We start from the raw sequence: 21869 nt of genomic DNA, 5'->3' as shown, positions 1-21869 counted from the left end.
TTGGTGGCTAGAGCGGAGAGGGTCCACCCGATCCCATCTCGAACTCGGAAGTTAAGCTCTCCAGCGCCGATGGTACTGCGACCGAGAGGTCGTGGGAGAGTAGGTCGCTGCCAACCCTTTAGTTAAAAAGCCCGCCCCGTTCTACGAGAGTAGAGCGGGGCGGGTTTTTTTGTGTTTTGGTCAGGGGAAAAGGTGGGTGTTGGGGGGAAGATTGGCGACCCGCGTATTCAATACGAGGAGGGCGTGTGAAATGGGGATCCCGGGAGATTGTGTACGGGTGCCAGGCGTTCGATCATGAACGCCGCGTTCGGGTGCCAGGCGTTCGATCCTCAACATCGTGTGCGGGTGCCGTGTGCGGGTGCCAGGCGTTCGATCCTCAACATCGTGTGCGGGTGCCGCGTGCGGGTGCCAGGCGTTCGATCCTCAACGTCGTGTGCGGGTGCCAGGCACTCGATCCTCAACGTCGTGTGAGGGTGCCAGGCGTTCGATCATGAACGCTGCGTTCGGGTGCCAGGCGTTCGATCTTCAGGCACTCGATCCTCAATGTCGTGTGCGGGTGCCAGGCATTCGATCACAGTCACCGTGTAAGGACGGCTGGCACCCGATCATCCGTGTACGGATGCCTGGCACCCGATCGTATCTAACCTTCAACAGCGCCGCTGACAGACCGCTGGCATTTTTGTGGAGTTACACGGCGCTACCGGGCACAAAAAAACCGCCCGGTCTCCCGGGCGGCTTGTCACATCCTACAACGCGCGATCGTGATCAGGACTTGGCTTCGGTGCCTTCGACCTTCTCGGCATCTTTTGCCGTCTCGACCTTCTCAGCATCTTCAGCCGTCTCGACCTTCTCAGCATCTTCAGCCGTCTCGACCTTCTCGGCGTCTTCAGCCGTCTCGACCTTCTCAACGTCTTCGGCCTTCTCAACGTCTTCCGCCTTCTCCGGCGTCTCGGCCGCCACGGGGCTCTCCTTCACCTCTTCAGCAGGCTCGGTCGCCGCGGAAGCGACGTTTTCGGCCTTCTCGGTCTTTTCGACCTTTTCAACCTTTTCAACGCTCTCAACCTTCTCAGCCTGCTCGCCGGCAAAGCCGGCGCGCTTAAGCTCCTCTTCGAGCAGCTCAATGCGCTCGCGGGCCGCGTCGAGCTGACGCTGGGTGACCTTGTAGGCCTTGTCGTTGTTGTCGGCGCGGCGGCGCTGCTTGTCGACCTCGCGGGCGGTCTTGTTGAGCTTGCGCTTGAGGTCCTGCTCGGCGCTGCGCACCTCGTCGGCCTGGGCCTTATTTTGCGACTCGATGCGGGCGCGAAGGCGCTCGATCTCGTCGCGCTGGCGGGCCAGCTCGTCGGTATCAAACTCGACCTTCTCCGGTGCAGAAGGCGTCGGGGCGGCTTTGGCCTCGGCGACTTTGGCCTGCGCTTCGGCGCGGACCGCGCTGACGCGCTGGTCGGCGTTGGCGAGCTTCGCTTTAAGATCGGCGATCTCGGCGCGGGCTTCCAGCAGCGCGGTCTGGTCGACGCCGGCTGCCTCTTCGCGCGCCTTACGGGCGCTCTGGCGGGACTCTTTCAGCTCGTTTTTGAGCTCGTAGACCTGAGACTTCAGAGACTTCGTCTCGCTTTGTGCCTCGGCGAGCTCTTTCTCCAGGCGGGTGGTGTCGGCCGAGGGCGCGGCCTGGGTGCCTTTGTCGCTCTCGATCTTTTTGGAGGATTTGGAGCCTTCTTTCTTCTCGAGCTTCTTCTCGCGGGCTTCCAGGTCGGCCAGGCCGGCGAGGTAGGCGCGCTTGGTGCGGTTGCCCTCCATAAAGAGGACGATGCCGGCGATGAAGCCGACGACCCCGATGGCGATGTAGAGAATTTCCATGACGATCCCTGCGTGGCGCCGCTCGTCGAGTTCGGCGCGGTCGGTAAAGGCAGCGGTGGACCCGGTTGGTGCAAGGAGGAGGTCTGCGCGATGCGACGAGCCACCTGACGCGGGACGTCCTCCTCGGCTGCGCCGACCCGCAGATGACGGGAACGGCAGATCTTGAATGCCACAATGGCCGCATCAGCGTGCAAATTCGGGCATAAAGACGCGTGGTCTTAACACCGGGCGTCTTTTTGCGTCAAGGCGGCCGACCTGCAGATCACCTTGATAGGGCGGGGGGCGGCGGGCATACTCCCGGCGCATAGACGAGGTGGAGTTCGATGAGTGTTGTGAAGTTCGAGAATGTGGCGGTGGCGGGGCTGGCTGAGATGCGTGCCCCGCGTGCGATAAGCTCCGCAGAGATTGAAGCCAGGCTGGAGCCGGCGCTTACGAGAGCAGGTCTGCCGACGCGGGGGCTGATCTACCAGCTCACCGGCATCGCCGAGCGCCGGGTGTGGCCCGACGGGGTGATGGCGAGTGTGCCGGCGGCGATGGCCGGTCGTCGCGCGCTGGAGCGCGCCGGGGTGGCCCGGGAGAAGATCGGAGTGTTGATCAGCACCTCGGTCTGCCGCGACTTCGTCGAACCCTCGGTCGCCTCGATGGTGCATCGCAGTCTGGAGTTGGGCTCGCACTGCTTGAACTTCGACGTGGGCAACGCCTGCCTGGGCTTTCTCAACGGCATTCAGATCGTAGGGGATATGATCGAGCGGGGCTCGATCGACTACGGGATGGTCGTCAACGGGGAGTCCAGCCTGGAGGTGATCGAGGCGACGATCGCGCGTCTCAATCAACCGGATTATCCGGTCGAGAAGATGCGGGACCAGCTCGCCACGCTGACCCTGGGGTCGGGTTCGGCGGCGATGGTGTTGGGGCGGCGCGACCTGCTCCCGGCACATGCGCCGCGCGTGGTCGGCGCGGTGACGGAGTCGGCCAGTGAGCATAACGAGCTCTGCCGCGGCCAGCGCGACTGGATGGAGACCGACGCGGCGATGCTGCTCCTGCGGGGGGTGGAGCTCGGCCAGAAGACCTTTGCCCGCGCGGCCGAGGAGCTGGGGTGGTCGCCGGAGGTGCTCGATCTCATCTGCGCCCACCAGGTCAGCGCCGTGCATATGACACGGGTGGCCGAGGCATTGAAGCTCGATCGCGAGCGTTTTTTGAAGATTTACCACGATCATGGAAACGTCGGCCCGGCCTCGATTCCCATCGCGCTGGCGAAGGCGGTGGATCAGGGGCGGGTGCAACCCGGCGACCGGGTGGGACTTATGGGGATTGGCAGCGGATTAAACTGTTCGATGATGGAGATCGCGTTTTGACTCAGGCACAGCTTCACCCGAGCCAGGAGGCTGTGAGCCCCTCGCTTTACCCCTATTCGCCGAACTTTCATCAGGTCGCCGGCGGCCATAGCCTCCACTATGTCGATGAGGGTGAGGGCCCGGCGGTGTTGATGGTGCACGGCAACCCGACCTGGTCCTTTTATTACCGCAACCTCATTGAGGCGCTGCGGGGGGAGCATCGCACCATCGCGCCGGACCACATCGGTTGCGGTCGCTCCGATAAGCCCGCGGCCGACGCGTACCCCTACACCCTTGAGAGGCGCGTTGAGGATCTGGAGAGCCTGGTTCGGTCGCTCGATCTCAACGAGCCGCTGACGCTGGTGCTTCACGACTGGGGCGGGATGATCGGGATGACCTTTGCGGCCCGTAACCCGCATCTGGTGGGACGGATTGTGCTCTTGAATACGGCGGCGTTTCATCTTCCCAAAACCAAGCGTTTTCCGCTGCCGCTCAAAGTTGCACGGGATACCGCGGTGGGGTCGGTGCTCGTCAAAAAGCTCAACGCCTTCAGCCGCACAGCCTCCCGCGTGTGTGTGACCTCGCCGCTCTCTGCGGAGGTGCGCAAGGCGTATGAGGCGCCTTACGATACGCCGGAGAATCGTATCGCCACGCTGCGTTTCGTGCAGGATATCCCGCTCTCGCCAGGGGATTCGGGCTACGAGCTGGTCAGTGAGACGGAGGCGGCGCTGCCCTCGCTCGGGGATCGTCCGATCTTCATCGGCTGGGGCTATAAGGATTTTGTCTTCGACCGCCACTTCCTGGCGCGCTGGAAGGAGATCTACCCGCAGGCGACCTACGCCGAGTATCCGGAGGCCGGGCATTATGTGCTCGAAGATCGGCGCGAGGATCTCATCCCGAAGATCGTGGACTTCATCAAAAGCACTGACGCCTGGGAGGGCGCATGAGCGCACCGGCGACCACGCACGACGCGAACCCGGGGGAGGCGCCCGATCCGAACATCGCGCGGGCGATCAGCGCGATGGCGCGGGCGATGCCCGATGCGCCGGCGATTCATTTTCCGACATCGCGTGCGCCCGATGGCACCTGGCGTTACGAGACGACCTCGTACGCGGAGCTGGACCGGGTCAGCGATGAGATCGCCGCCGGGTTGCATGCCATTGGCGTGGTGCCGGGCACCCGCGCGGTGCTGATGGTCAAGCCCTCGATGCCCTTCTTTGCGCTGACTTTCGGGCTCTTTAAGGCCGGAGTGGTGCCGGTGATCGTGGACCCGGGGATGGGGCTTAAGAACCTGAAGGTGTGCCTGGCCGAGGCGGAGCCCCAGGCCTTTATCGGCATCCCCACCGCCCACGCCGCGCGCCTGGCGCTGGGGTGGGGCCGAGGCACGATTGAGCATTGTGTGACGGTGGGGCGACGCTGGTTGTGGGGCGGGTTTACCCTCGATCAGGTGCGTCAGAAGGGGGCGGCCGCCGAGGGCTGGGAGCCGCCGCGCGTGAAGCCCGATGATATGGCGGCGATCCTCTTTACCTCCGGGAGCACCGGGGTGCCCAAGGGGGCGGTGTACACGCATGGGAACTTCGCCGCCCAGGTCGCGCTGATTAAGGCGACCTATGCGATTGAGCCCGGCGAGATCGATCTTCCGACCTTCCCGCTCTTTGCGCTCTTTGATCCGGCGCTGGGGATGACGACGGTGGTGCCGGATATGGATTTTGCAAATCCAGGCAAGGTCGATCCACGCAACCTCATCGAGCCCATCCGACAGATGGGCATCACGAACATGTTTGGCTCGCCGGCGGTGCTCAACAAGCTCGGGCGCTATGCGGAGGCCGAGGGGGTGAAGCTGCCCGGTCTCAACCGGGTGATCTCGGCCGGGGCGCCGGTGCCGGCGGTGAGCTTGAGGCGAGTGAAAGCGATGCTTGATGAGGGCGCGCAGATCTTTACGCCTTACGGGGCGACGGAGTCCTTGCCGGTGGCCTCGATCGGCAGCGATATGATCCTGGGGGAGACGGCTCAAGCCACCGATGTGGGGAAGGGCGTGTGTGTGGGCTTCCCGGTCGACGGGGTGGAGGTGAAGGTGATCGCCATCACCGATGACCCCATTGCGACCTGGGAGGAGGCGCAGGTGCTTGCGCCCGGTGAGGTTGGCGAGTTTGTGGTGAAGGGGCCGCAGGTTACCCGCGCCTATTATAATCGGGACGCGTCGACGCGGGGGGCGAAGATCGCCGATGGCGAGGCGGTGCGCCACCGTATGGGCGATGTGGGGTACTTCGACGCGCAGGGGCGGATGTGGTTCTGCGGTCGCAAGACCCACCGCGTGGTGCTCGACGGGGCGCGCACGATGTTCACGATCCCGGTTGAGGGGATCTTCAACACGCATCCGGCGGTCTTTCGCACGGCGTTGGTCGGAGTGAGGCGGGCCGGCAAGGTCGTGCCGGTCTTATGCGTGGAGCTGGAGGCGGAGCATCAGGGCGCGGTGCGCGATAAGGTGCGCGAGGAGCTTCTGGCCCTGGGCGCAAAGCATGAGCTGACGCGCGAGATTGATGAGGTGCTCTTTCATTCGGGCTTCCCGGTGGACGTGCGCCACAATTCGAAGATCTTTCGAGAGGCGCTCACCGAGTGGGCGCGGGAGCAGCTGGCATGAAAGTTCTGGTCACCGGTGGCGGCGGGTTTCTCGGTGAGGCGATCGTCGATCAGTTGCTCGCGCGCGGCGATGAGGTGCGCTCGCTGGCGCGTAGCGATTATCCGAACCTGCGCGAGAAAGGTGTGGAGGTGATGCGCGGCGATCTGACCGACGCCGACGTGGTCGCCGCGGCGGTGGAGGGCTGCGAGGAGGTCTACCATGTTGCAGCGCGCGCCGGCGTCTGGGGGCCGTATGAGGATTATTATCAGGCCAATGTGGTGGGAACACAGAACACCATTGAGGCCTGCCGCACTCACAGCGTTCCTCGTCTCATCTTCACGAGCTCGCCCAGTGTGGTTTACGGCGATGATCCGCTGGAGGGCGTTGATGAGTCGGTGCCTTATCCGTCGACTTACCTGACGGCGTACCCCGAGACCAAGGCGATGGCCGAGAAGGCGGTGCTCGCTGCGAACAGCGACACGCTCAAAACGGTGTCCTTGCGGCCGCATCTGATCTGGGGGCCGGGTGACAACCATCTTGTGCCGCGCATCATCGATCGGGCGCGGCGGGGCAAACTCAAGCGCGTGGGGGATGGTCGGGCGCTGGTCGATTCGGTCTATGTGGAGGACGCCGCACGCGCGCATCTGCTGGCCGCCGAGGCGCTGGCGACCCACGGGAAACCCGCCGGCAACGCCTACTTCATCACCCAGGATGAGCCGATGGCGGTGGGCGAGCTTATCGATAAGATCCTGGTGAGCGGGGGGCTGGAGCCGCTTAAGGCACAGGTACCCGCCGGGGTTGCTTATGCGGTGGGCTGGGCGATGGAGACGGCGTACAAGGCGCTGGGCAAGCGTGAAGAGCCTTTGATGACGCGCTTCCTGGCCAAACAGCTCTCGACGGCGCATTACTTCGACATTTCGGCGGCGCGCGAGGACTTTGGCTATGCGCCGCAGCGCACCATCGATGAGGGGATGGTGGCGCTCGGCGCGTGGATTCGCGAGGCCGGGATCTGAAGAGGCGCGTTGTCGGGGTGCCAGGCGTTCGATCATGCTGCTGCGGATCGGGTGCCAGGCGTTCGATCATGCTGCTGCGGATCGGGTGCCAGGCGTTCGAACAAGATGTTGCCGATCGGGTGCCAGGCGTTCGATCATTTTAGAAAAGTACGGGTGCCAGGCCTCCGTACACCACCATATCCGAGCGCGTCCAGGGCATAGTCCAGCAAGGAGCCAGGGCGAAGCTGTGGCAGCGCCACCGCGAGCCCGCAGCGACGCCGCTGGCTTTGTCCTGGGGCGCTCGGCACGGGTGCCAGGCGTTCTTGCCGCGTTGCCAGCCTGAGGTGGCAGGTCTAGGATGGGCGCCCGAACTCACCGATTGCGCCCTGAGGCCCCGATGTTTGATGCATGGACGAGGCAGGATGATTCGCCGCTCTTTCGCCTGGCGAGTGAGCGCTCGCAGCTGGTGGCCGAGGTCAGCCGGCGTGCGTTTAACGACTTTGTGCGGGCCTCGCGCGATGCGCGGGGAGCGGGCATTGAGTACGTGCTCAATGACGCGGCCTATCAGGAAATCGCGCGCTTGCAGCGGGAGCGCGGCGCCGAGGAAGAGGTGCGCTCGATCGCCTGGTGGCGCAACATGTCCCGGCGCCTGGCGACGATGCCCGAGCCTAAGAAGCGCGAGATCCTCTGGAAGCTCGTCGAGAGTTACGCCGACGACCTGGCCGGACGCTTTAACCCCTGGGTCTACAAGATGGCCACCGGGGCGCTGCCCATCGGGCTGAGCTTTTTGTTCAAGGCGCAGGATCTTCCGCGGGTGGCCACGATGCCCACGCGGGTCGGCGAGCTGCGCGAGACCCTCTCGCATGTCCGTGACCTGACGCAGCGGGTGGTGTTGCAGGGGGATCTGGCCACATTGCGGGTGCTCGCCAGGAAGGGGACGCTGGTCTTTGTGCCGACGCATAGCTCCAACATGGACTCGATCCTGGTGGGGTGGGCGCTCTATGAGGCGGGGCTTCCGCCGGTGACGTACGGGGCGGGCAAGAACCTCTTTACCAACCCCCTGATGAGCTTCTTCATGCATAATCTGGGGGCGTATAAGGTCGATCGTCGCCTCCAGCATCGACTTTATAAAGATGTGCTCAAGACTTACTCGCAGGTCTTGATCGAGCGCGGGTATCACAGCCTCTTTTTCCCGGGGGGCACGCGCAGCCGCTCCAACGCGGTGGAGCAGCACTTAAAGCTGGGGCTTCTGGGCACGGCGCTCCGCGGCTACATCCACAGCCTGATGCGCGACCCGCAGGCGAAGCCGGTCTACATCGTGCCGCTGACGATCAACTACAACCTGGTGTTGGAGGCCGACAGCCTGATTCAGGATCATTTCAAACGCGAGGGTAAGGGGCGCTACCTGCTGGAGAACGATGAGTTCAACCAGATCTCGGCGGTCACGCGTTTTGTGATGAACACGATGAAGATGGACTCGACCACGATCCTGCGCTTTGGCAAGCCGCTGGACACCTTTGGCAACCAGGTGAAGGTCGACGGGGAGAGCTACGACAGCCGGGGGCGGCGCGTGAATCGCATCGATTATGTGCGCTCGGCGCGCACCGGTGAGGTTGTGGAAGATGCCGCCCGCGACCGCCAGTACACCCGCCACACCGGGGAGCGCATCGCGCAGGCGTTTCTGGAGCATACCGTGCTTATGCCCACCCAGGTGGTGAGCTGGGTGCTCTTTGATCTTCTGCAGCGGCGTTTTCCGGGCTGGGATGTCTACCGGCTGGTGCGTTTTGGCGCCGAAGAGATCTTGCCCTGGGAGGAGGTGCACGCCGGGGTGGAGGATGCGCTCGCTCGCCTCAAGATCCTGGAGCGCAATGGCAAAGTGCAGCTCTCGCCATTTCTGCACGAGGCGGCCCCCGACCGGGTGGTTTATGAGGGGCTGGAGTACCTGCGCATGTACCACGTGCCCGAGGTGGTTAAGAGCTGGGCGGACGGGGTGATGCTGCAGAAGCTCGAGGTGATCTATTTTTATGGCAACCGGGTGCGTCCTTTTGAGGACGCGATGCGGGCGCTGCCTTAAGCCTCAGGTCGTGAATATGACAATGAGGGGGGGAGGCGGTGATCGGGTGCCAGGCGTTCGAACATGTCGCGATGATCGGGTGCCAGGCGTTCGGACAAATCGCGATGATCGGGTGCCAGGCGTTCGGACAAATCGCGATGATCGGGTGCCAGGCGTTCGATCTTTTTCAGACGTTGCACGGGTGCCAGGCGTTCGGACATGCGGGAAGGCAACCTATCCCAAGAACTCCAAAACCCGCCACAGGATGGGCCTGGGCGGGTTTCGGAGTGCGGGCTGCAGGGTTCAGGCGCGTAGCAGCGCCTTAGCTTGATGCAGCAGTGAGGCGCAAGGCATCACTGGGGTAGGATGTGGCCGACCAGGGTGTTGTCGCACTGAGGTACTGAGGGCCAGGGGTTGGGAGGGGGGCTGGGGCAACCTGGGCAGGGAAGAATAATGAAGCTTGTCTGACAGGTGCATCGACCGTCGCATCCGCGAACCTGGACTTGTCCAGCGGCACATGAATTGTTGCACGAACCAACATGCTTCTGGTTGGCATAACACTTCGTGTTAAATGACAACGTTCCCGGACGCACATCGCAGTAGCCGTTGGTCACGCGGTAGATGGGCAGCGCGCCATCGACGGCGTCCACATCCACCGCGCCCGCAGCGAGCATGCCGGCGGTGATGGAGCCCGCCTCGTCGCGGGGGACGAAGTCCACGGGGTTGAAGCCGTCGAGGGCCACGGCGACGTCAGCGATGGCGGCGGTGGTCGCGCGCGCGGCGTAAGGCACCGAGCCCAGGGCCATGCGCGGGCTCATCTCGCTGTCGGTACCGACTTTGATGCCGAGCGAGAGCTCGGTGTACTGCGCGAAAAGTTCGGCGTCGAGGGTCTCCACCGAGCCGACGTAGTGGGTGAAGGCGCCGTTGTCGATGTTCACCGTGGCGAGCTCGGTGAAGACGTCGTTTTCGGACTCATCGTAGAGGCGAAAGCGGATGTCGAGCTCACCGTCGATGGGCTCACCATCGGTGTCGGTGAGGTAGCCCTGGACGGGGTAGAGGGCGGGCGTCTCCGCGAGCGCCGAGGGCAGCGCCAGGGCAGTGGCGGCCAGGGCTGCGGCGAGGCTGGTAAGCAGTTTAGAGGTGTTCATGGTGTGGGCTCCTCGGGTTCTCTCGAGCGTGGTCTGTGAGGCATGTGCCGACGCTCGATAGGGTCATTAAGGTTCAGTCATTGACATCAGTTGCCGGCGGCGGTGGCCGGTCGGGCTTTGTAGCTTGCGCTCTCTGCGGGAGCTGGGGTCGGAGCGCCGAGGTTGAGGCGAAGTTGGTAACTCTCCGAGCTGGCTTTCTGGGCGCCGGAGCTCTGCTGCACGATTGAGCCCACGGGAGCTGCCGGTTCGGGGTCGTTACCGGTGTCTTCTTCGGGATCGGGGTCGTTACCGGTGTCTTCCTCGGGGTTCGGATCGTTACCGGTGTCTTCCTCGGGGTCGTTACCGGTGTCTTCCTCAACCTGGTCATCGGGGGTGGGTTGACGGTTGGCGGTGTCGCCGACGTTGCAGGCGCTGGCCATGAGCAGCGCGCTTATCAGCAGCGCGAACCAGCCAGTCTTTCGGCCAACGTTGTAGCGCATAGAGGCTCCTTTTGGGTGGGGCGGAATCAGCATTCTGGAACAAGGTAAGGTCAGCAAAGCAAAAGCGGGCGTGAGGATCAACCCTGCGGCTGACTTATCGGTCAGGGGCGGCTCGGGGGCGCTTCCCGGCGGTGAGCGCATGTTGCGTTGCGTCAATTGCGTGCGACGTTAAGCAAAGCAGGCGCGAAAATCAAAGGAGGATTTTCGCGCCTGTCGGGCTTGAGTGGAGCGTCTTACGAAGGCGTATGACGCCACGTCAGGGGGCCGAGATCAGGGCATGTTGACGGTGACGTTGGTGGTCTGATCGGCATGGACCACGATGTCGTGGGTGTGGGTGAGGTGGAACGTTCCGGCGGTCGCGCCTTCGATGTAGACGCCGACTTCCCACTCCCCGGCCGGGACATTCTGCAGGTTAAAGGTACCGCTGGCGGTGGTGAGCACCGCGGGCACCGTGTCGTTGATAAGCCCGCGGTTGAGCGAGATGGTGGCGCCCGCCACAGGCTGTCCGCCGCTGTCGGTCACAATGCCACTGATCGAGCCCTTGCCCGGATCGTCGCCGATGCGCAGCAGGTAGGTGGAGGAGCTTCGGTTGAGGTAGCCCATCGTGTCGACCGAGACCAGGTGGAAGGCCCAGATGCCGGGCTCCAGATCGGCCAGCAGGATTTGTTTCTGGGTGACAGGCAGCGCCAGATCGTCGTGGGTGGGGACGGTGTCGCCATAACGGTCGACGACGTAGCGGTAGCCGGTGAAGTTGCTGTCGTCGTGGCGATCGGACCAGCGAATGAAGGCGTCGTCGTTGTTGTAGAACTGCGCCTGATTGGCGTGGGTGTCGCTGGAGAGGGTGGGCGGCCCGTCGGTCAGGCGCACGGTGAAGTGCGTGGGCGACTCACCGACCTCAAAGCCACTGTCGACGGAGGTGACGTGCAGGTAGTTGCGCCCGGCGGAGACGTCGTCGCGGGTGTAGGTGATCACATCCTGGTCGGTGAACTGGCCGTTGGAGGGCTCCACCAGGGTGTAGGCCGCGCGATCGAGGCGGTGGTAGTAGCCCTGGAGGCCGGGGAAGGGCCGCTCCCAGCTCAGCGCGATGGTCTCAAAGTCGTCATTGTAGACGCGATCGCTGACCGGGTGCGTCGAGCTGAAGAGTTGCAGCGGAGGCAGGATGTCTTGCGTGAGGACGCCGGTGATGGTGCCGGTGACCTCGATGGAGTCGCCGTAGAAGAGCTTGATGCGCCCCTCACCACCAGAGCCTCCGCCGCTGTCGGTGGTGCCTCCCGCGGTACTGATGGTACCGGAGACAATAAGGTCATCGGCTGCCAGACGAATGCCGCCGCCGGAGCCCGCGCCGCCCTGGTAGGTGGCGCCGTCCAGAACATTTTGACCGTCGGCACGCAGGCTGCCTTCAATGAGAATGGTGCTGGCTTCCAGGCTCAGGCGACCGCCGCCCAGACCACCGGGGGTGCCGTTGTTGCCGTATCCCTTGCCACCGGGGCTACCGACGCTGACATCGGAGTTCGCTTCTCCACCGTGAATTGAGCCGCCGGAGCGGCAGGTCGCGGCCTGGCCGCGGGTGCCGTAGCCCCCGCCGGTGCCATCGGTGTACACGTAGGAGGGGTAGCCGCAGTAGTAGCCGTCATTGCCCTTGCCGGCGAGGTTCTGGCCGGTGGGTGCGAGGACAATCGAGCCGCCCAGTTCCACATGGATGGAGCTTGCGCGGATGGTCAGGTCACCGTTGGGGCTGGTCACGGTGACGCCGGGGCGCACGATGAAGGGGCCGTCGACGACGATCAGCCCATCGAGGTTGGTGTCGGCGGTGATGTCGAGCTCATCGAGCGCACAGGTCGATGAGGTGATGTCGCAACTTCCATCGCAGGTTTCGGCAATTTCCCAGGCGGTGCCGGCAGTGTTGCAGGTCTCGACGTTCTGACCGTTGCAGCGCCGCTGGCCGGGCTCACAGGCGCCGGTGCAGAGCCCCGCGTCGCAGCTCACCGCGCAGGTGGCTACGTGCAGGTAGGCGGTGCCCGTGGCGTTGCAAAGCTCGGCGACCTGGCCGTTGCATCGGCGAGCGCCGGGCTGGCAGGCGACCTGGTCGTCGCACTGTCCGGCCGAGCAGCTTAAGGGGCAGGACTGGCTCGCCACCCACTCACCGCTCTGGCAGGTTTCAACTGCGGTGGCGTCGGCCGAGCAGCGCTCCTCGCCATCGGTGCAGCCGATGCAGATGCCCTCGTCACAGGTGAGGTTTTCGCTGCAGGATTCGGTGGCCGACCAGTCCAGGCATCCCGTGCTCTGCTGCTCGCAGGCCTGGAAGGCGCCTTCGCCATCGCAGCGAAGTTCGCCCTCGGTGCAGGCATCCTCGCAGCTCGACTGGCACTGGCCGCCGGAGCAGATCAGATCGTCTTCGCAGGCTTCAACCGCAGACCACTCCGGGCAGCCGTCGACGTTCTCAACGCAGGTGCGCACGCCTTCGCCGGAGCATTCGCTGGCGTCGAGCTCGCAGATCTCCTCGCAGCCGGCCGCGCAGCGCCCGCCGGTGCAGACCTCGTCGTCCTGACAGGCCACCGGGTCGGCCCACTGCGCGCAGCCCTGCAGGCTCACGCAGCTCTGCGCGCCCTCGTCGGTGCAGCGCGAGGTGCCCGGGGTGCAGACGTCGCAATCGCCCGTATCATCGGGAGCTTCGGTGTCTTCGGGATCTTCAGCGTCGCCGGGATCTTCGGCGTCGGTGCCCACGTCGCGGAGATCGCCGGCGTCGGGGGTGTTGGCACCGCCGTCATCGGAGCCGCACGCGCCCAGACTCAGGCTCAGCGTGATGATCATCAGGCTCGTCAGCATCTGCCGACGAACGCGTCGTAAAAGCGCACGGTTCATTCTATCCTCCGTAGGCGTCGCGGGTGATGCGACGACAAAAACAACGTCGAAAACTTTGAAAGTTGAGTGCGGCGCGAAGGTTAGAGCGAGACGAGCAACATTTCAATAAGCGCGCCGATGCTCCGCGCTGACTCCGAATGAGGTTCGCGATGATGAAACAAGACGCGACGATATACCTGGTGCTCAATCCGAGCTCAGCGGCCGATGAGGATGTGCGCGAGGTGGTGAGCGTGCTCCGTGATGCGGGCTACACGGTCTGCCCGCGCCCCACCTGGGAGAAGGGTGACGGCGCGCGCGCGGTGCAAGAGGCTGCCGCAGACAAGGCCGATCTGGTGGTGGCCTGCGGCGGCGACGGCACTCTGCACGAGGTCGCCAACGCCCTGATGGCCCTTGATGAGGCGCAGCGCCCGGCGATGGCGGGGCTCCCCTACGGGACGGGCAACGACTTTTTGACGGCGCTGGGCGTCGACCCCAAAGGGGGCGCCGTTCAACTTGCAAGCTGGCTTGGTGGCGAGCCCTGGCCGGTGGATGTGGGGCGCATCAACGACCGTCATTTTATCAATATGGCGACCGCCGGAGTGGGCGCGACGGTGACCGCCGAGACCTCCCGCGGCTTTAAAGATGTGGCCGGAAGTCTGGCCTACTTCGTCAAGGCCATCCCGGCGGCCTTTGATATGCCCGTGCATCGGCTTCAGGCCCGCGCCCCGGGGCTGGAGTGGGAGGGGGAGGCGGCCTTTATCTTTGTGGGAAACGGCCCGCAGTCCGGCGGTGGCTGGAACTTCTGCCCGGCTGCTGAGGTCGACGATGGCCTGCTCGATCTGGTGATCGTGCCGGCGATGGGGCTCACCGAGATGGTTCGGCAGATGCGCGAGCTGGTCAATCAGCCCGAGGCCACCGACTGCCACGACATCGTCTACCGTCAGGTCAAAGAGGCGCATCTTCGTTTTGAGGAGGAGGTGCCGCTGAACCTCGATGGGGAGAGTTTTCCCGGCCAGGAGTTCGCGTTTTCGGTGCAGCCCGGTGCGATCGCGTTTCTGGGGCCGCGCCCTTCCCGCGTCACCGCGGAGGGGGAAAAGCAAAAGAAGCGGGAGGATGAGGGTTAGGCCTGAGCCCGCCACGTTGAAACAAAGTGTGAACCGGTTTGGCAAAGGGCCGCGGCGAGCCTATGGTTTTGCGGCACTGAGGAACATGTGTGCAGGATCGGGGGATGGAAGCGTTGATAAACTGCGTCAGGAGATGATGTGAGCGAGGAGACGATCTTTTCGAAAATCATTCGCGGGGAGCTCCCCTGCGACAAGGTCTATGAGACCGACGAGGTGCTGGCGTTTCGGGACATCAACCCGGCCGCGCCGGTGCACGTGCTGGTGATCCCCAAAAAGCCCATCGTCAACGTGGGCCACGCCGAAGACGACGACGCGCTCCTGCTGGGCAAGCTGATGCTCGCCGCAAAAGAGGTCGCGCGGCTGGAGGGCCTTGAGGAGAGCGGGTTTCGGCTGGTGGTCAATAACGGGGCGGAGGTGGGGCAGACGGTCTTTCATCTGCACGTGCATGTGCTGGGCGGACGCGACTTTTCCTGGCCGCCGGGCTGAGCCTGGCAGACCCGTGGGAAGATGGTGTGGCGTTGAAAAAGCGGCGATGAGGCCCGGCGCGCGAGGGTGAGTTGCGTGTGTGCGCGGCACTAAAATGGCGACGTTGATAAAGGGAGTTGGGTGATGGCAGAAGCCTATGTGTATGAAGCGGTGCGAAGCCCCATCGGGCGTCGAAAGGGCGGGCTTGCGGAGGTGCGCCCCGATGAGCTGGCCGCGGCGGTGTTGCGCGCCCTGGTGGATCGCGCCGGCGTCGATCCGGCGGAGATCGAAGATGTGATCATGGGCTGTGTGACCCAGCTCGGCGAGCAGGGACTCAACATCGCGCGCAACGCCGCGCTGGTGGCGGGCTTCCCGATCACGGTCTGCGGCACCACCGTTAACCGGATGTGTGGCTCGAGTCTGACGACCATCAACTTCGCGGCGCAGGCGGTGATGAGCGGCGCCCACGATCTGGTGGTGGGCGCCGGGGTGGAGTCGATGAGCCGGGTGGCGATGGGCTCGGACAGCGGCCCCTTAAGCGATCTTCTCACCGATCGTTTCGACATTGTCTCTCAGGGGGTGAGCGCCGACTTGATCGCGGAGCGCTGGGGCTTGAGCCGCATCATGCTCGATGAGCTGGCGGTGGAGAGCCACCGTCGCGCGCTTGCGGCGATGGAAAAAGGGCGTTTTGAGCGCGAGATCGCGCCGGTTTTCGGCCTCGAGCACGACGAGGGGCCGCGGGCCGACTCGACCTATGAGAAGGTCGCGAAGTTGCGCCCGGCCTTTCAGAAAGACGGCGTAATCACGGCGGCAAGCTCCAGTCAGATCTCCGACGGCGCGGCGGCGGTGCTCATCGGCTCGGCGGAAGCTGGCGAGCGCCTGGGGCTGAAACCCCGTGCGCGGGTGCGCTCGATGGCGCTGGCCGGGGTCGACCCGACGATCATGCTCACCGGTCCGATCCCCGCGACTGAGAAGGCGCTCAAGAAGGCGGGGCTCGGCCTGGGCGATATCGATCTTTTTGAGGTCAATGAGGCTTTTGCCTCGGTGGTGCTGGCCTGGGCGAAAGAGCTGGGAGGTGCCGATGGCATGGAGGCGCTTTTGGAGCGCACCAACGTCAACGGCGGCGCGATGGCGCTGGGTCACCCGCTGGGATGTTCGGGGGCGCGTCTGATGACGACGCTTCTGCACGAGATGGAGCGTCGCGATGTGGAGCTGGGCCTGGCGACGCTCTGCATCGGGTTCGGGCAGGCGGTGGCCACGGTGATCGAGCGCGTTTGAGCGTGTTTGCGTGCGTCTTAGCGCGGCGTTGAGCGACGTCGAGGATGCCTTCTTTGGGCAGGGTTACAAGAGGAGTGAAGATGGGTGCGTTTGATGGAAAGGTTGCGTTGGTCACCGGCGCCGGGGGCGGGTTGGGGCGCGCGTATGCGCTGGCGCTGGCGAAGGGCGGTGCTTCGGTGGTGGTCAATGACCTGGGCGTAAGCCGCCACGGTGAAGATGAAGGGCAGGCCCTGGCCGAGAAGGTCGTCGACGAGATCAAAGCGCTGGGCGGCAAGGCCGTGGCCGACCGCGGCTCGGTCGCCAGCGCCGACGACGCGCAGGCGATGGTGACCCGCGCCATCGAGAGCTTTGGTCGCCTGGATATTGTGATCAACAACGCTGGCATCCTGCGCGACAAGACCCTTGTGCGCATGAATGAGGCGATGTGGGATCAGGTCATCGACGTGCATCTTAAGGGGACCTTCCTGGTCACGAAGTTCGCCGTGGAGGCGATGATCAAGGCCGGCCAGGGGGGGCGCATCATCAACACCTCGTCGTATGCGGGGCTTAAGGGAAACTTCGGGCAGACCAACTACGGCGCGGCCAAGGCCGGCATCGCCGGGCTGACGCGCGTGGTGGCGCTGGAGTGCGCGCGCTACAAGGTCACCTGCAACGCGATCGCGCCGGTGGCCAAGACCCGCATGACCGAAGAGCTCGATATGGTGCCCGAGAGCTATGCGGCGGAAGACGTCGCGCCGCTGGTCATGTGGCTCGCGAGTGAGGAGGCCGCCGGGGTCTCGGGGCGCGTGTTCGGGGCGCATGGGCGCCACTATTTTGAGTATGTGATGGAGACGACGCCCGGGGTGGAGCGGGAGCAGGCCTGGACGCTGGAGGCGGTTGGCGAGAACTTTGAGGCCATCACCGCGCCGGCCGGCACCGGTGGCGAGGCCGCTGGCGAAGATGCGGCAAGGGCGCGGGCGATCTTTGAGGCGCTCCCGCAGGTCTTCGACCGGGAGGCCGGCGCGAGCTGGGACGCCGGGCTGGTCTTTGAGGTGCGCGGCGCCGGGACCTTTGGGCTGCGCGTCAACGAAGGGAGAGCGAGCTTTGTGGAGGGGGCACCCGACAAAGTGAGCGCAAAGGTGGAGTTCGACAGCGCCCAGACGCTCATTGAGCTTGCCGCCGGCCAGCTCTCGGCGCAGAAGGCCTTTATGGCCGGGAAGATCAAAGCCGACACCATGGGGGCGTTGATGAAGTTCGCGTCGTTCTTTGATTTGCAGGCGGCCGGGGCGATCGCCGCAGGCGGCGCGGCGGATGCGCAGTCCCCGAGCGCGGCATCGGAGGGGGGCGGTCAGGGGGCCGAAGGCCCCAACGGGGAGGTTGTGGGCAAAAAATTCAAGATGCCCGCGCGTCACCTTAAGCCTTCCGAGATGATCGCGTATGCGGAGGCGGTCGATGATCGCCAGGCGCGCTACCTGAGCGAGGAGGCCGAGGGGGGGCTTGTGGCCGCGCCGCTTTTTGCGGTGCAGCCGCTCATCGGTGCGCTGGAGGCGGCGATGACGGATGAGGAGCTCAACGCCGATATGCTGCGCCTGGTGCACGGGGAGCAGGAGATGATCTTCCACGATGTGCTGCGCCCCTGGGATCTTGTGTCGCCGCGCTCGGAGATCGCGTCGGTGGAGGAGAAGTCCTCGGGGTGGCTTATCGAGGTGCGTCAGCGCCTGATGCGGGAGGGGGAGGTTGTGGTGGAGGCGTCGAGCGCGCTCTTTGTGCGTAAGCCCTCCGATGGCACGAGCCCGAAGAAGAGCAACGACTCGAAGAAGGCACGCGCTGGCGAGGAGGAGCGGGAGTCGCCGGAGGTTGTTTTCAGCCAGGAGCAGGTGGTGGCCGAGGATCAGCCGCGGCGTTACGCGGCGGCCTCGGGCGATCATAACCCCATTCACGTCGACGAGGAGGTGGCCCGCGCAGCGGGACTTCCGGATGTGATCTTGCACGGGCTGTGCACGATGGCCTTTGCGGCGCGCGCGGCGGTGGAGGGCGTGGCCGACGGACGCGTCGAGCGGCTCAAGCGCATGAAGGTGCGCTTTGCGCGGCCGGTCTTTCGCGGCCAGCAGCTGACGACGCGTCTCTGGGAGGTGGAGCCGGGGCGATATGGTCTGGAGACGCTCAACGAGAAGGGGCAGCCGGTGCTTACCCACGGCGAAGTTGAAGTCGAGTGAGGATGAAAGGCGCCGCGGTGCGATGACGCGCTGCGGCGTTTGCAATGTGTTTGAGGCCGCGGCTACCATCGGGATATCGCGACGACGATGATCCGCAGATGGTTTCAGACGATCGCCTCCGGCGCGCGCGTGACGCACCGCCGGGGCATGAAGAACGGGTTTCGGGCATGAGGGAACGGGTGATGAAAAAGCAGCATAGCCTTATCGGGCTGGCGATGTTGGCGGCCGGTGTGATGTTTGCGGGCGGATGCTCCGGCGATGACGTCGGCGGCACCGACACCCCTGACACCGAGGTTGTGGCCGATAGCGGTGACGAGGCCGGGGACACCGGCGGCGACTCAACCCCGGATGGGGGCGAGGATACCGACACTGCGGCAGAACCCGACGCCGGTGATGCGGATGTGCCCGACGCCGCGGAGCCGGATGCCGACGCGGATCCGGGGCCCGATGAGGACGATTACCCTCCAGTGGAGTGTGCCTACCCTTCGGATGATGAGACCTGCCCGGATGGTCCTTTTGGACCGGGGACGTACTTCTCAAAGTTTGAGATCGTGACCGATAAGACGTGTTGCGCCGACATCGACGGGGATGACGCGATCGACAACTACCTGGGCAACGACGTGGTGGGTACGCTCGGGCCGCTGCTGGGAGGCGACGTCAACGGCAACATTCAACTCGCCATCGACAACGGCCTGCTTATGTACTTGATGGAGGCTCAAAGCTGGGGCAACACCGCCTACGACGCCAGCCTGGAGCTGAAGGTGCTCGAAGGCGACTATTCGGAAGAGACGCCTCAGACCAACCTCTCCGGGGAGGGCTCGGTGTATGTGAGCGCTGAGAGCTATGATGAAGACGGTGCGCCGCGCTTTGGCTTCACCTCAGCGCGGGTCGATGAGGGCGGGGTGTTGCGCGCCAGTGGCGGCAGCCTTAACGCGCGCTTTCCCGGGATGATCGAGGCGATTGATCTGGAGCTGACCGATGTGAGCATTCGCGCGCAGGTGGTCGAAGATCCGCAAGCTAACCTCCAGGCAGGCGGAGGTTTTGCGCTGGTGGACGGCGAGCTCTCCGGGGTGTTGATGCGCGATCGTTTCTTTGAGTCGATGAATGAGGCGGCGCTGGAGTGTGAGTGCATCCAGAATACGCCGCTCCTCTTTACGTATGTGGGAACAGGCACCAACGATCGCTACCAGTGTTCGCTGGCGTCGAGCGACGCACAGAACTGCAGCTCCGCGTCGGCGGCGTGTCGTACCCTGGCCGATAACACCCTCTGTAGCGGGTTGGCCGGGCTCTCGGGGCTGGCCGATATTGAGACCGATGAGGGTCGCGCGTTTAGCATCGGGGTACGTTTTGAGACGGTGCCCACGGAGCTTTTGGAGGTGCCCTGAGCGGCATTTTGGCGGGGCGTCACCTTGGCAGGTGAGAAGTGCCTCGAAGTTGTGTTAGAAGCGGGGCGGTCGTAAGGCCGCCCCGCGTTGTTTCGGTCGTGTTCGTTAGAAACGCGGGGGAGGTCGGGTGCTCGCAGGTTGTGGCGAGTGGTGCCGGCCAGTTCGACGACAGGGATGTCCGGAGAGCGGATCACAGAGCGAGGACTCTATGTGTGGAATCGTGGGGTATGTTGGGGAGCAGACGTGCAGCGACATTCTGCTGAACGGGCTGCGGAAGCTGGAGTATCGCGGCTATGATTCGGCGGGCATCGCGATCGCCGATGATGAGGGGCAGGTCCAGATTTGCCGCGCCGAAGGCAAGCTGGCGCGCCTGGAGGCGGCATATCGTCGCGAGCCTTTTGACGGCAGCATCGGGCTGGGGCACACGCGCTGGGCGACCCACGGTCGGCCCACCGAGCTGAACGCCCACCCGCATCGCGCCGGCCAGGTGGTGGTGGCGCATAACGGCATCATTGAAAACTACCTGGAGCTCAAAGATGAGCTGCGCGCCCGCGGTCGGGAGTTCTCCAGTGAGACGGACACCGAGGTGGTGGCGCACCTGATCGATGACGCGCTGGAGCAAGGCGCGACCAGCCTTCATCAGGCCACCTGCCAGGCGCTGGAGCGCATTGAGGGCTCGTACGCGCTGCTGGTGATGCGCAGCGAGAACCCCGAGGAGCTCGTCGTAGCCCGCTTCGCCTCGCCGATGGTCGTGGCGCGCGGAAGCTCCGGGGCGTTTGCGGCCTCCGATGTGCCGGCGGTGCTCAGCCATACCCGCGACTTTATCTTTCTGGAAGATGGCGACACCGCGGTGCTCAGTCGCCAGGGTATCGAGATCTTTGATGCGGCGTGTGCGCCTGTGGAGCGGCCGGTCAAGACCATCAGCTGGGATCCGATCTCGGCGGAGAAGCAGGGCTACAAGCACTTTATGCTCAAGGAGATCTTCGAGCAGCCGGCGCGCATCATCGACACCCTGCGCGGTCGCGTGAGCGTGGAGCGCGGGGAGGTGAACCTGCCCGAGCTCGCGCTGGACGAAGATGCGGTCAAGGCCATCGACAAGATCGTGTTTGTGGCGTGCGGCACCAGCTACTTTGCCGCGCAGGTGGGGCGCTACATGATCGAGCAGCACGCCCGCATCCCGGTGGAGGTGGAGCTGGCCAGTGAGTTCCGCTACCGCGACCCGATCGTCAGCGCCAACACGGTGGTCATTGGCGTAAGCCAGTCCGGTGAGACCGCCGACACGCTCGCGGCGCTGCGGGAGGCGCGCGCGCTGGGCGCGCGCACGCTCTGCGTCTGCAACGTGATCGAGTCGACGATCGCTCGCGAGAGCGACGGGGTGCTCTACACCCACGCCGGCCCCGAGATCGGCGTGGCCAGCACCAAGGCGTTCACCACGCAGCTGGCGGCGATGGGGATGTTGGCGATCTGCCTGGGCCGACTGCGCGGCACCCTCGCCAGCGAAGACGCCCGCAAGCTCATCGAAGCGCTGCGCGAGGTGCCCGCCGAGATGGAGGTGATGCTGCGTGATATGAAGCCTTATGAGGCCATTGCCCGGCAGTTCTCCAAGGCGCACTCCTTCCTCTACCTGGGCCGGGGCAACCAGTTCCCGATCGCGGCCGAGGGGGCGCTCAAACTCAAAGAGATCAGTTACATTCACGCCGAGGGCTATGCCGCCGGCGAGATGAAGCATGGCCCGATCGCGCTGATCGATAAGCAGCTTCCGGTGGTGGTGCTCTGCCCCAAAAACCGGGTCTACGAGAAGACGGCCTCCAACCTCGAAGAGGTGCGTGCGCGCGGAGGCCGCATCATCGCCATCGGCGATGAGGGCGACGAGCGCCTGGAGCAGTTCGCCGATGTGGTCATTCGACTGCCCGAGGCCGCTGAGTTTGTGCAGCCTCTGATCTCGGTGGTCGCCGTGCAGCTGATCGCCTACCACATCGCCGACTTCAAAGGCACCGATGTGGACCAGCCCCGCAACCTCGCCAAGAGCGTGACGGTGGAGTGAGTGTTTTCGTCTGGCACCCGCGTTTTTCAATCAGGCGCGGGTGCTGAAACGTTCGGG

15 protein-coding genes and 1 rRNA gene are annotated in these 21869 nt (G+C 64.6%); 12 read left to right on the top strand and 4 right to left on the bottom strand.

Features of this window, described 5'->3' with window-relative positions; genetic code table 11:
- A 5S ribosomal RNA gene (gene rrf, locus FRC96_RS01975) occupies nt 1-116 on the top strand.
- Nucleotides 117-765: 649 nt separating this feature from the next.
- Here rrf and FRC96_RS01970 read toward each other — a convergent pair.
- The gene (locus tag FRC96_RS01970; RefSeq protein ID WP_146972361.1) at nt 766-1854 is read right to left on the bottom strand and encodes a hypothetical protein; all 1089 of its coding nucleotides are present in this window, start codon (nt 1852-1854) and stop codon (nt 766-768) included.
- Between the two features lie 323 nt (nt 1855-2177).
- On the opposite strand from FRC96_RS01970, the gene FRC96_RS01965 reads away from it, so the two are divergent.
- From FRC96_RS01965 to FRC96_RS01945, 5 genes are all read left to right on the top strand, one after another.
- Nucleotides 2178-3209, top strand: a complete 1032-nt coding sequence (locus FRC96_RS01965) for a 3-oxoacyl-ACP synthase III (protein WP_146972360.1) — start codon at nt 2178-2180, stop codon at nt 3207-3209.
- A 32-nt stretch (nt 3210-3241) separates the two neighbouring features.
- A complete protein-coding gene (locus tag FRC96_RS01960; RefSeq protein ID WP_230469776.1) occupies nt 3242-4135 on the top strand; it encodes an alpha/beta fold hydrolase in 894 nt (297 codons plus the stop codon).
- Nucleotides 4132-5829 (top strand): fatty acid CoA ligase family protein, encoded by a 1698-nt coding sequence (locus FRC96_RS01955; protein WP_146972359.1) that lies wholly within the window; start codon nt 4132-4134, stop codon nt 5827-5829. Before FRC96_RS01960 ends, FRC96_RS01955 begins: the two co-directional genes overlap by 4 nt.
- A complete protein-coding gene (locus FRC96_RS01950) occupies nt 5826-6821 on the top strand; it encodes an NAD-dependent epimerase/dehydratase family protein (RefSeq protein ID WP_146972358.1) in 996 nt (331 codons plus the stop codon). Before FRC96_RS01955 ends, FRC96_RS01950 begins: the two co-directional genes overlap by 4 nt.
- Before the next feature lie 376 nt (nt 6822-7197).
- A complete protein-coding gene (locus tag FRC96_RS01945; RefSeq protein ID WP_230469775.1) occupies nt 7198-8874 on the top strand; it encodes a 1-acyl-sn-glycerol-3-phosphate acyltransferase in 1677 nt (558 codons plus the stop codon).
- A 332-nt stretch (nt 8875-9206) separates the two neighbouring features.
- Here the strand turns inward: FRC96_RS01945 and FRC96_RS01940 are convergent, their stop codons facing one another.
- The 3 genes from FRC96_RS01940 to FRC96_RS01930 form a co-directional block, all read right to left on the bottom strand.
- Nucleotides 9207-10001 (bottom strand): hypothetical protein, encoded by a 795-nt coding sequence (locus FRC96_RS01940; protein WP_146972356.1) that lies wholly within the window; start codon nt 9999-10001, stop codon nt 9207-9209.
- Between the two features lie 86 nt (nt 10002-10087).
- On the bottom strand, nt 10088-10480 hold the full coding sequence (locus FRC96_RS01935; protein WP_146972355.1) for a hypothetical protein: 393 nt from the start codon (nt 10478-10480) through the stop codon (nt 10088-10090).
- Nucleotides 10481-10750: 270 nt separating this feature from the next.
- Nucleotides 10751-13342 carry a carboxypeptidase-like regulatory domain-containing protein gene (locus FRC96_RS01930; protein WP_146972354.1) on the bottom strand — a complete coding sequence of 864 codons (2592 nt, stop codon included), beginning with the start codon at nt 13340-13342 and terminating at the stop codon, nt 10751-10753.
- Between the two features lie 149 nt (nt 13343-13491).
- Between FRC96_RS01930 and FRC96_RS01925 the strand changes: the two genes are divergently transcribed.
- The 6 genes from FRC96_RS01925 (at nt 13492) to glmS (ending at nt 21812) form a co-directional block, all read left to right on the top strand.
- Nucleotides 13492-14445 carry a YegS/Rv2252/BmrU family lipid kinase gene (locus FRC96_RS01925; protein WP_230469774.1) on the top strand — a complete coding sequence of 318 codons (954 nt, stop codon included), beginning with the start codon at nt 13492-13494 and terminating at the stop codon, nt 14443-14445.
- Nucleotides 14446-14583: 138 nt separating this feature from the next.
- Nucleotides 14584-14931, top strand: coding sequence for a histidine triad nucleotide-binding protein (locus tag FRC96_RS01920; protein WP_146972352.1), 348 nt, complete (start codon nt 14584-14586; stop codon nt 14929-14931).
- 123 nt (nt 14932-15054) lie between these two features.
- Nucleotides 15055-16188: a thiolase family protein gene (locus FRC96_RS01915; protein WP_146972351.1), complete on the top strand. Its 1134-nt coding sequence runs from the start codon at nt 15055-15057 to the stop codon at nt 16186-16188.
- A gap of 80 nt (nt 16189-16268) precedes the next feature.
- Nucleotides 16269-18383 carry an SDR family NAD(P)-dependent oxidoreductase gene (locus tag FRC96_RS21660; RefSeq protein WP_230469773.1) on the top strand — a complete coding sequence of 705 codons (2115 nt, stop codon included), beginning with the start codon at nt 16269-16271 and terminating at the stop codon, nt 18381-18383.
- 182 nt (nt 18384-18565) lie between these two features.
- Nucleotides 18566-19768 (top strand): hypothetical protein, encoded by a 1203-nt coding sequence (locus FRC96_RS01900; RefSeq protein WP_146972349.1) that lies wholly within the window; start codon nt 18566-18568, stop codon nt 19766-19768.
- Nucleotides 19769-19976: 208 nt separating this feature from the next.
- Nucleotides 19977-21812 carry a glutamine--fructose-6-phosphate transaminase (isomerizing) gene (gene glmS, locus FRC96_RS01895; RefSeq protein WP_146972348.1) on the top strand — a complete coding sequence of 612 codons (1836 nt, stop codon included), beginning with the start codon at nt 19977-19979 and terminating at the stop codon, nt 21810-21812.
- The last annotated feature ends 57 nt before the right edge of the window (nt 21813-21869 follow it).

The organism is Lujinxingia vulgaris, assembly GCF_007997005.1.
GTDB lineage: Bacteria > Myxococcota_A > Bradymonadia > Bradymonadales > Bradymonadaceae > Lujinxingia.
The sequence above is the reverse complement of the archived record's forward strand: the minus strand, read 5'-3'. Positions and strand labels throughout refer to the sequence as shown.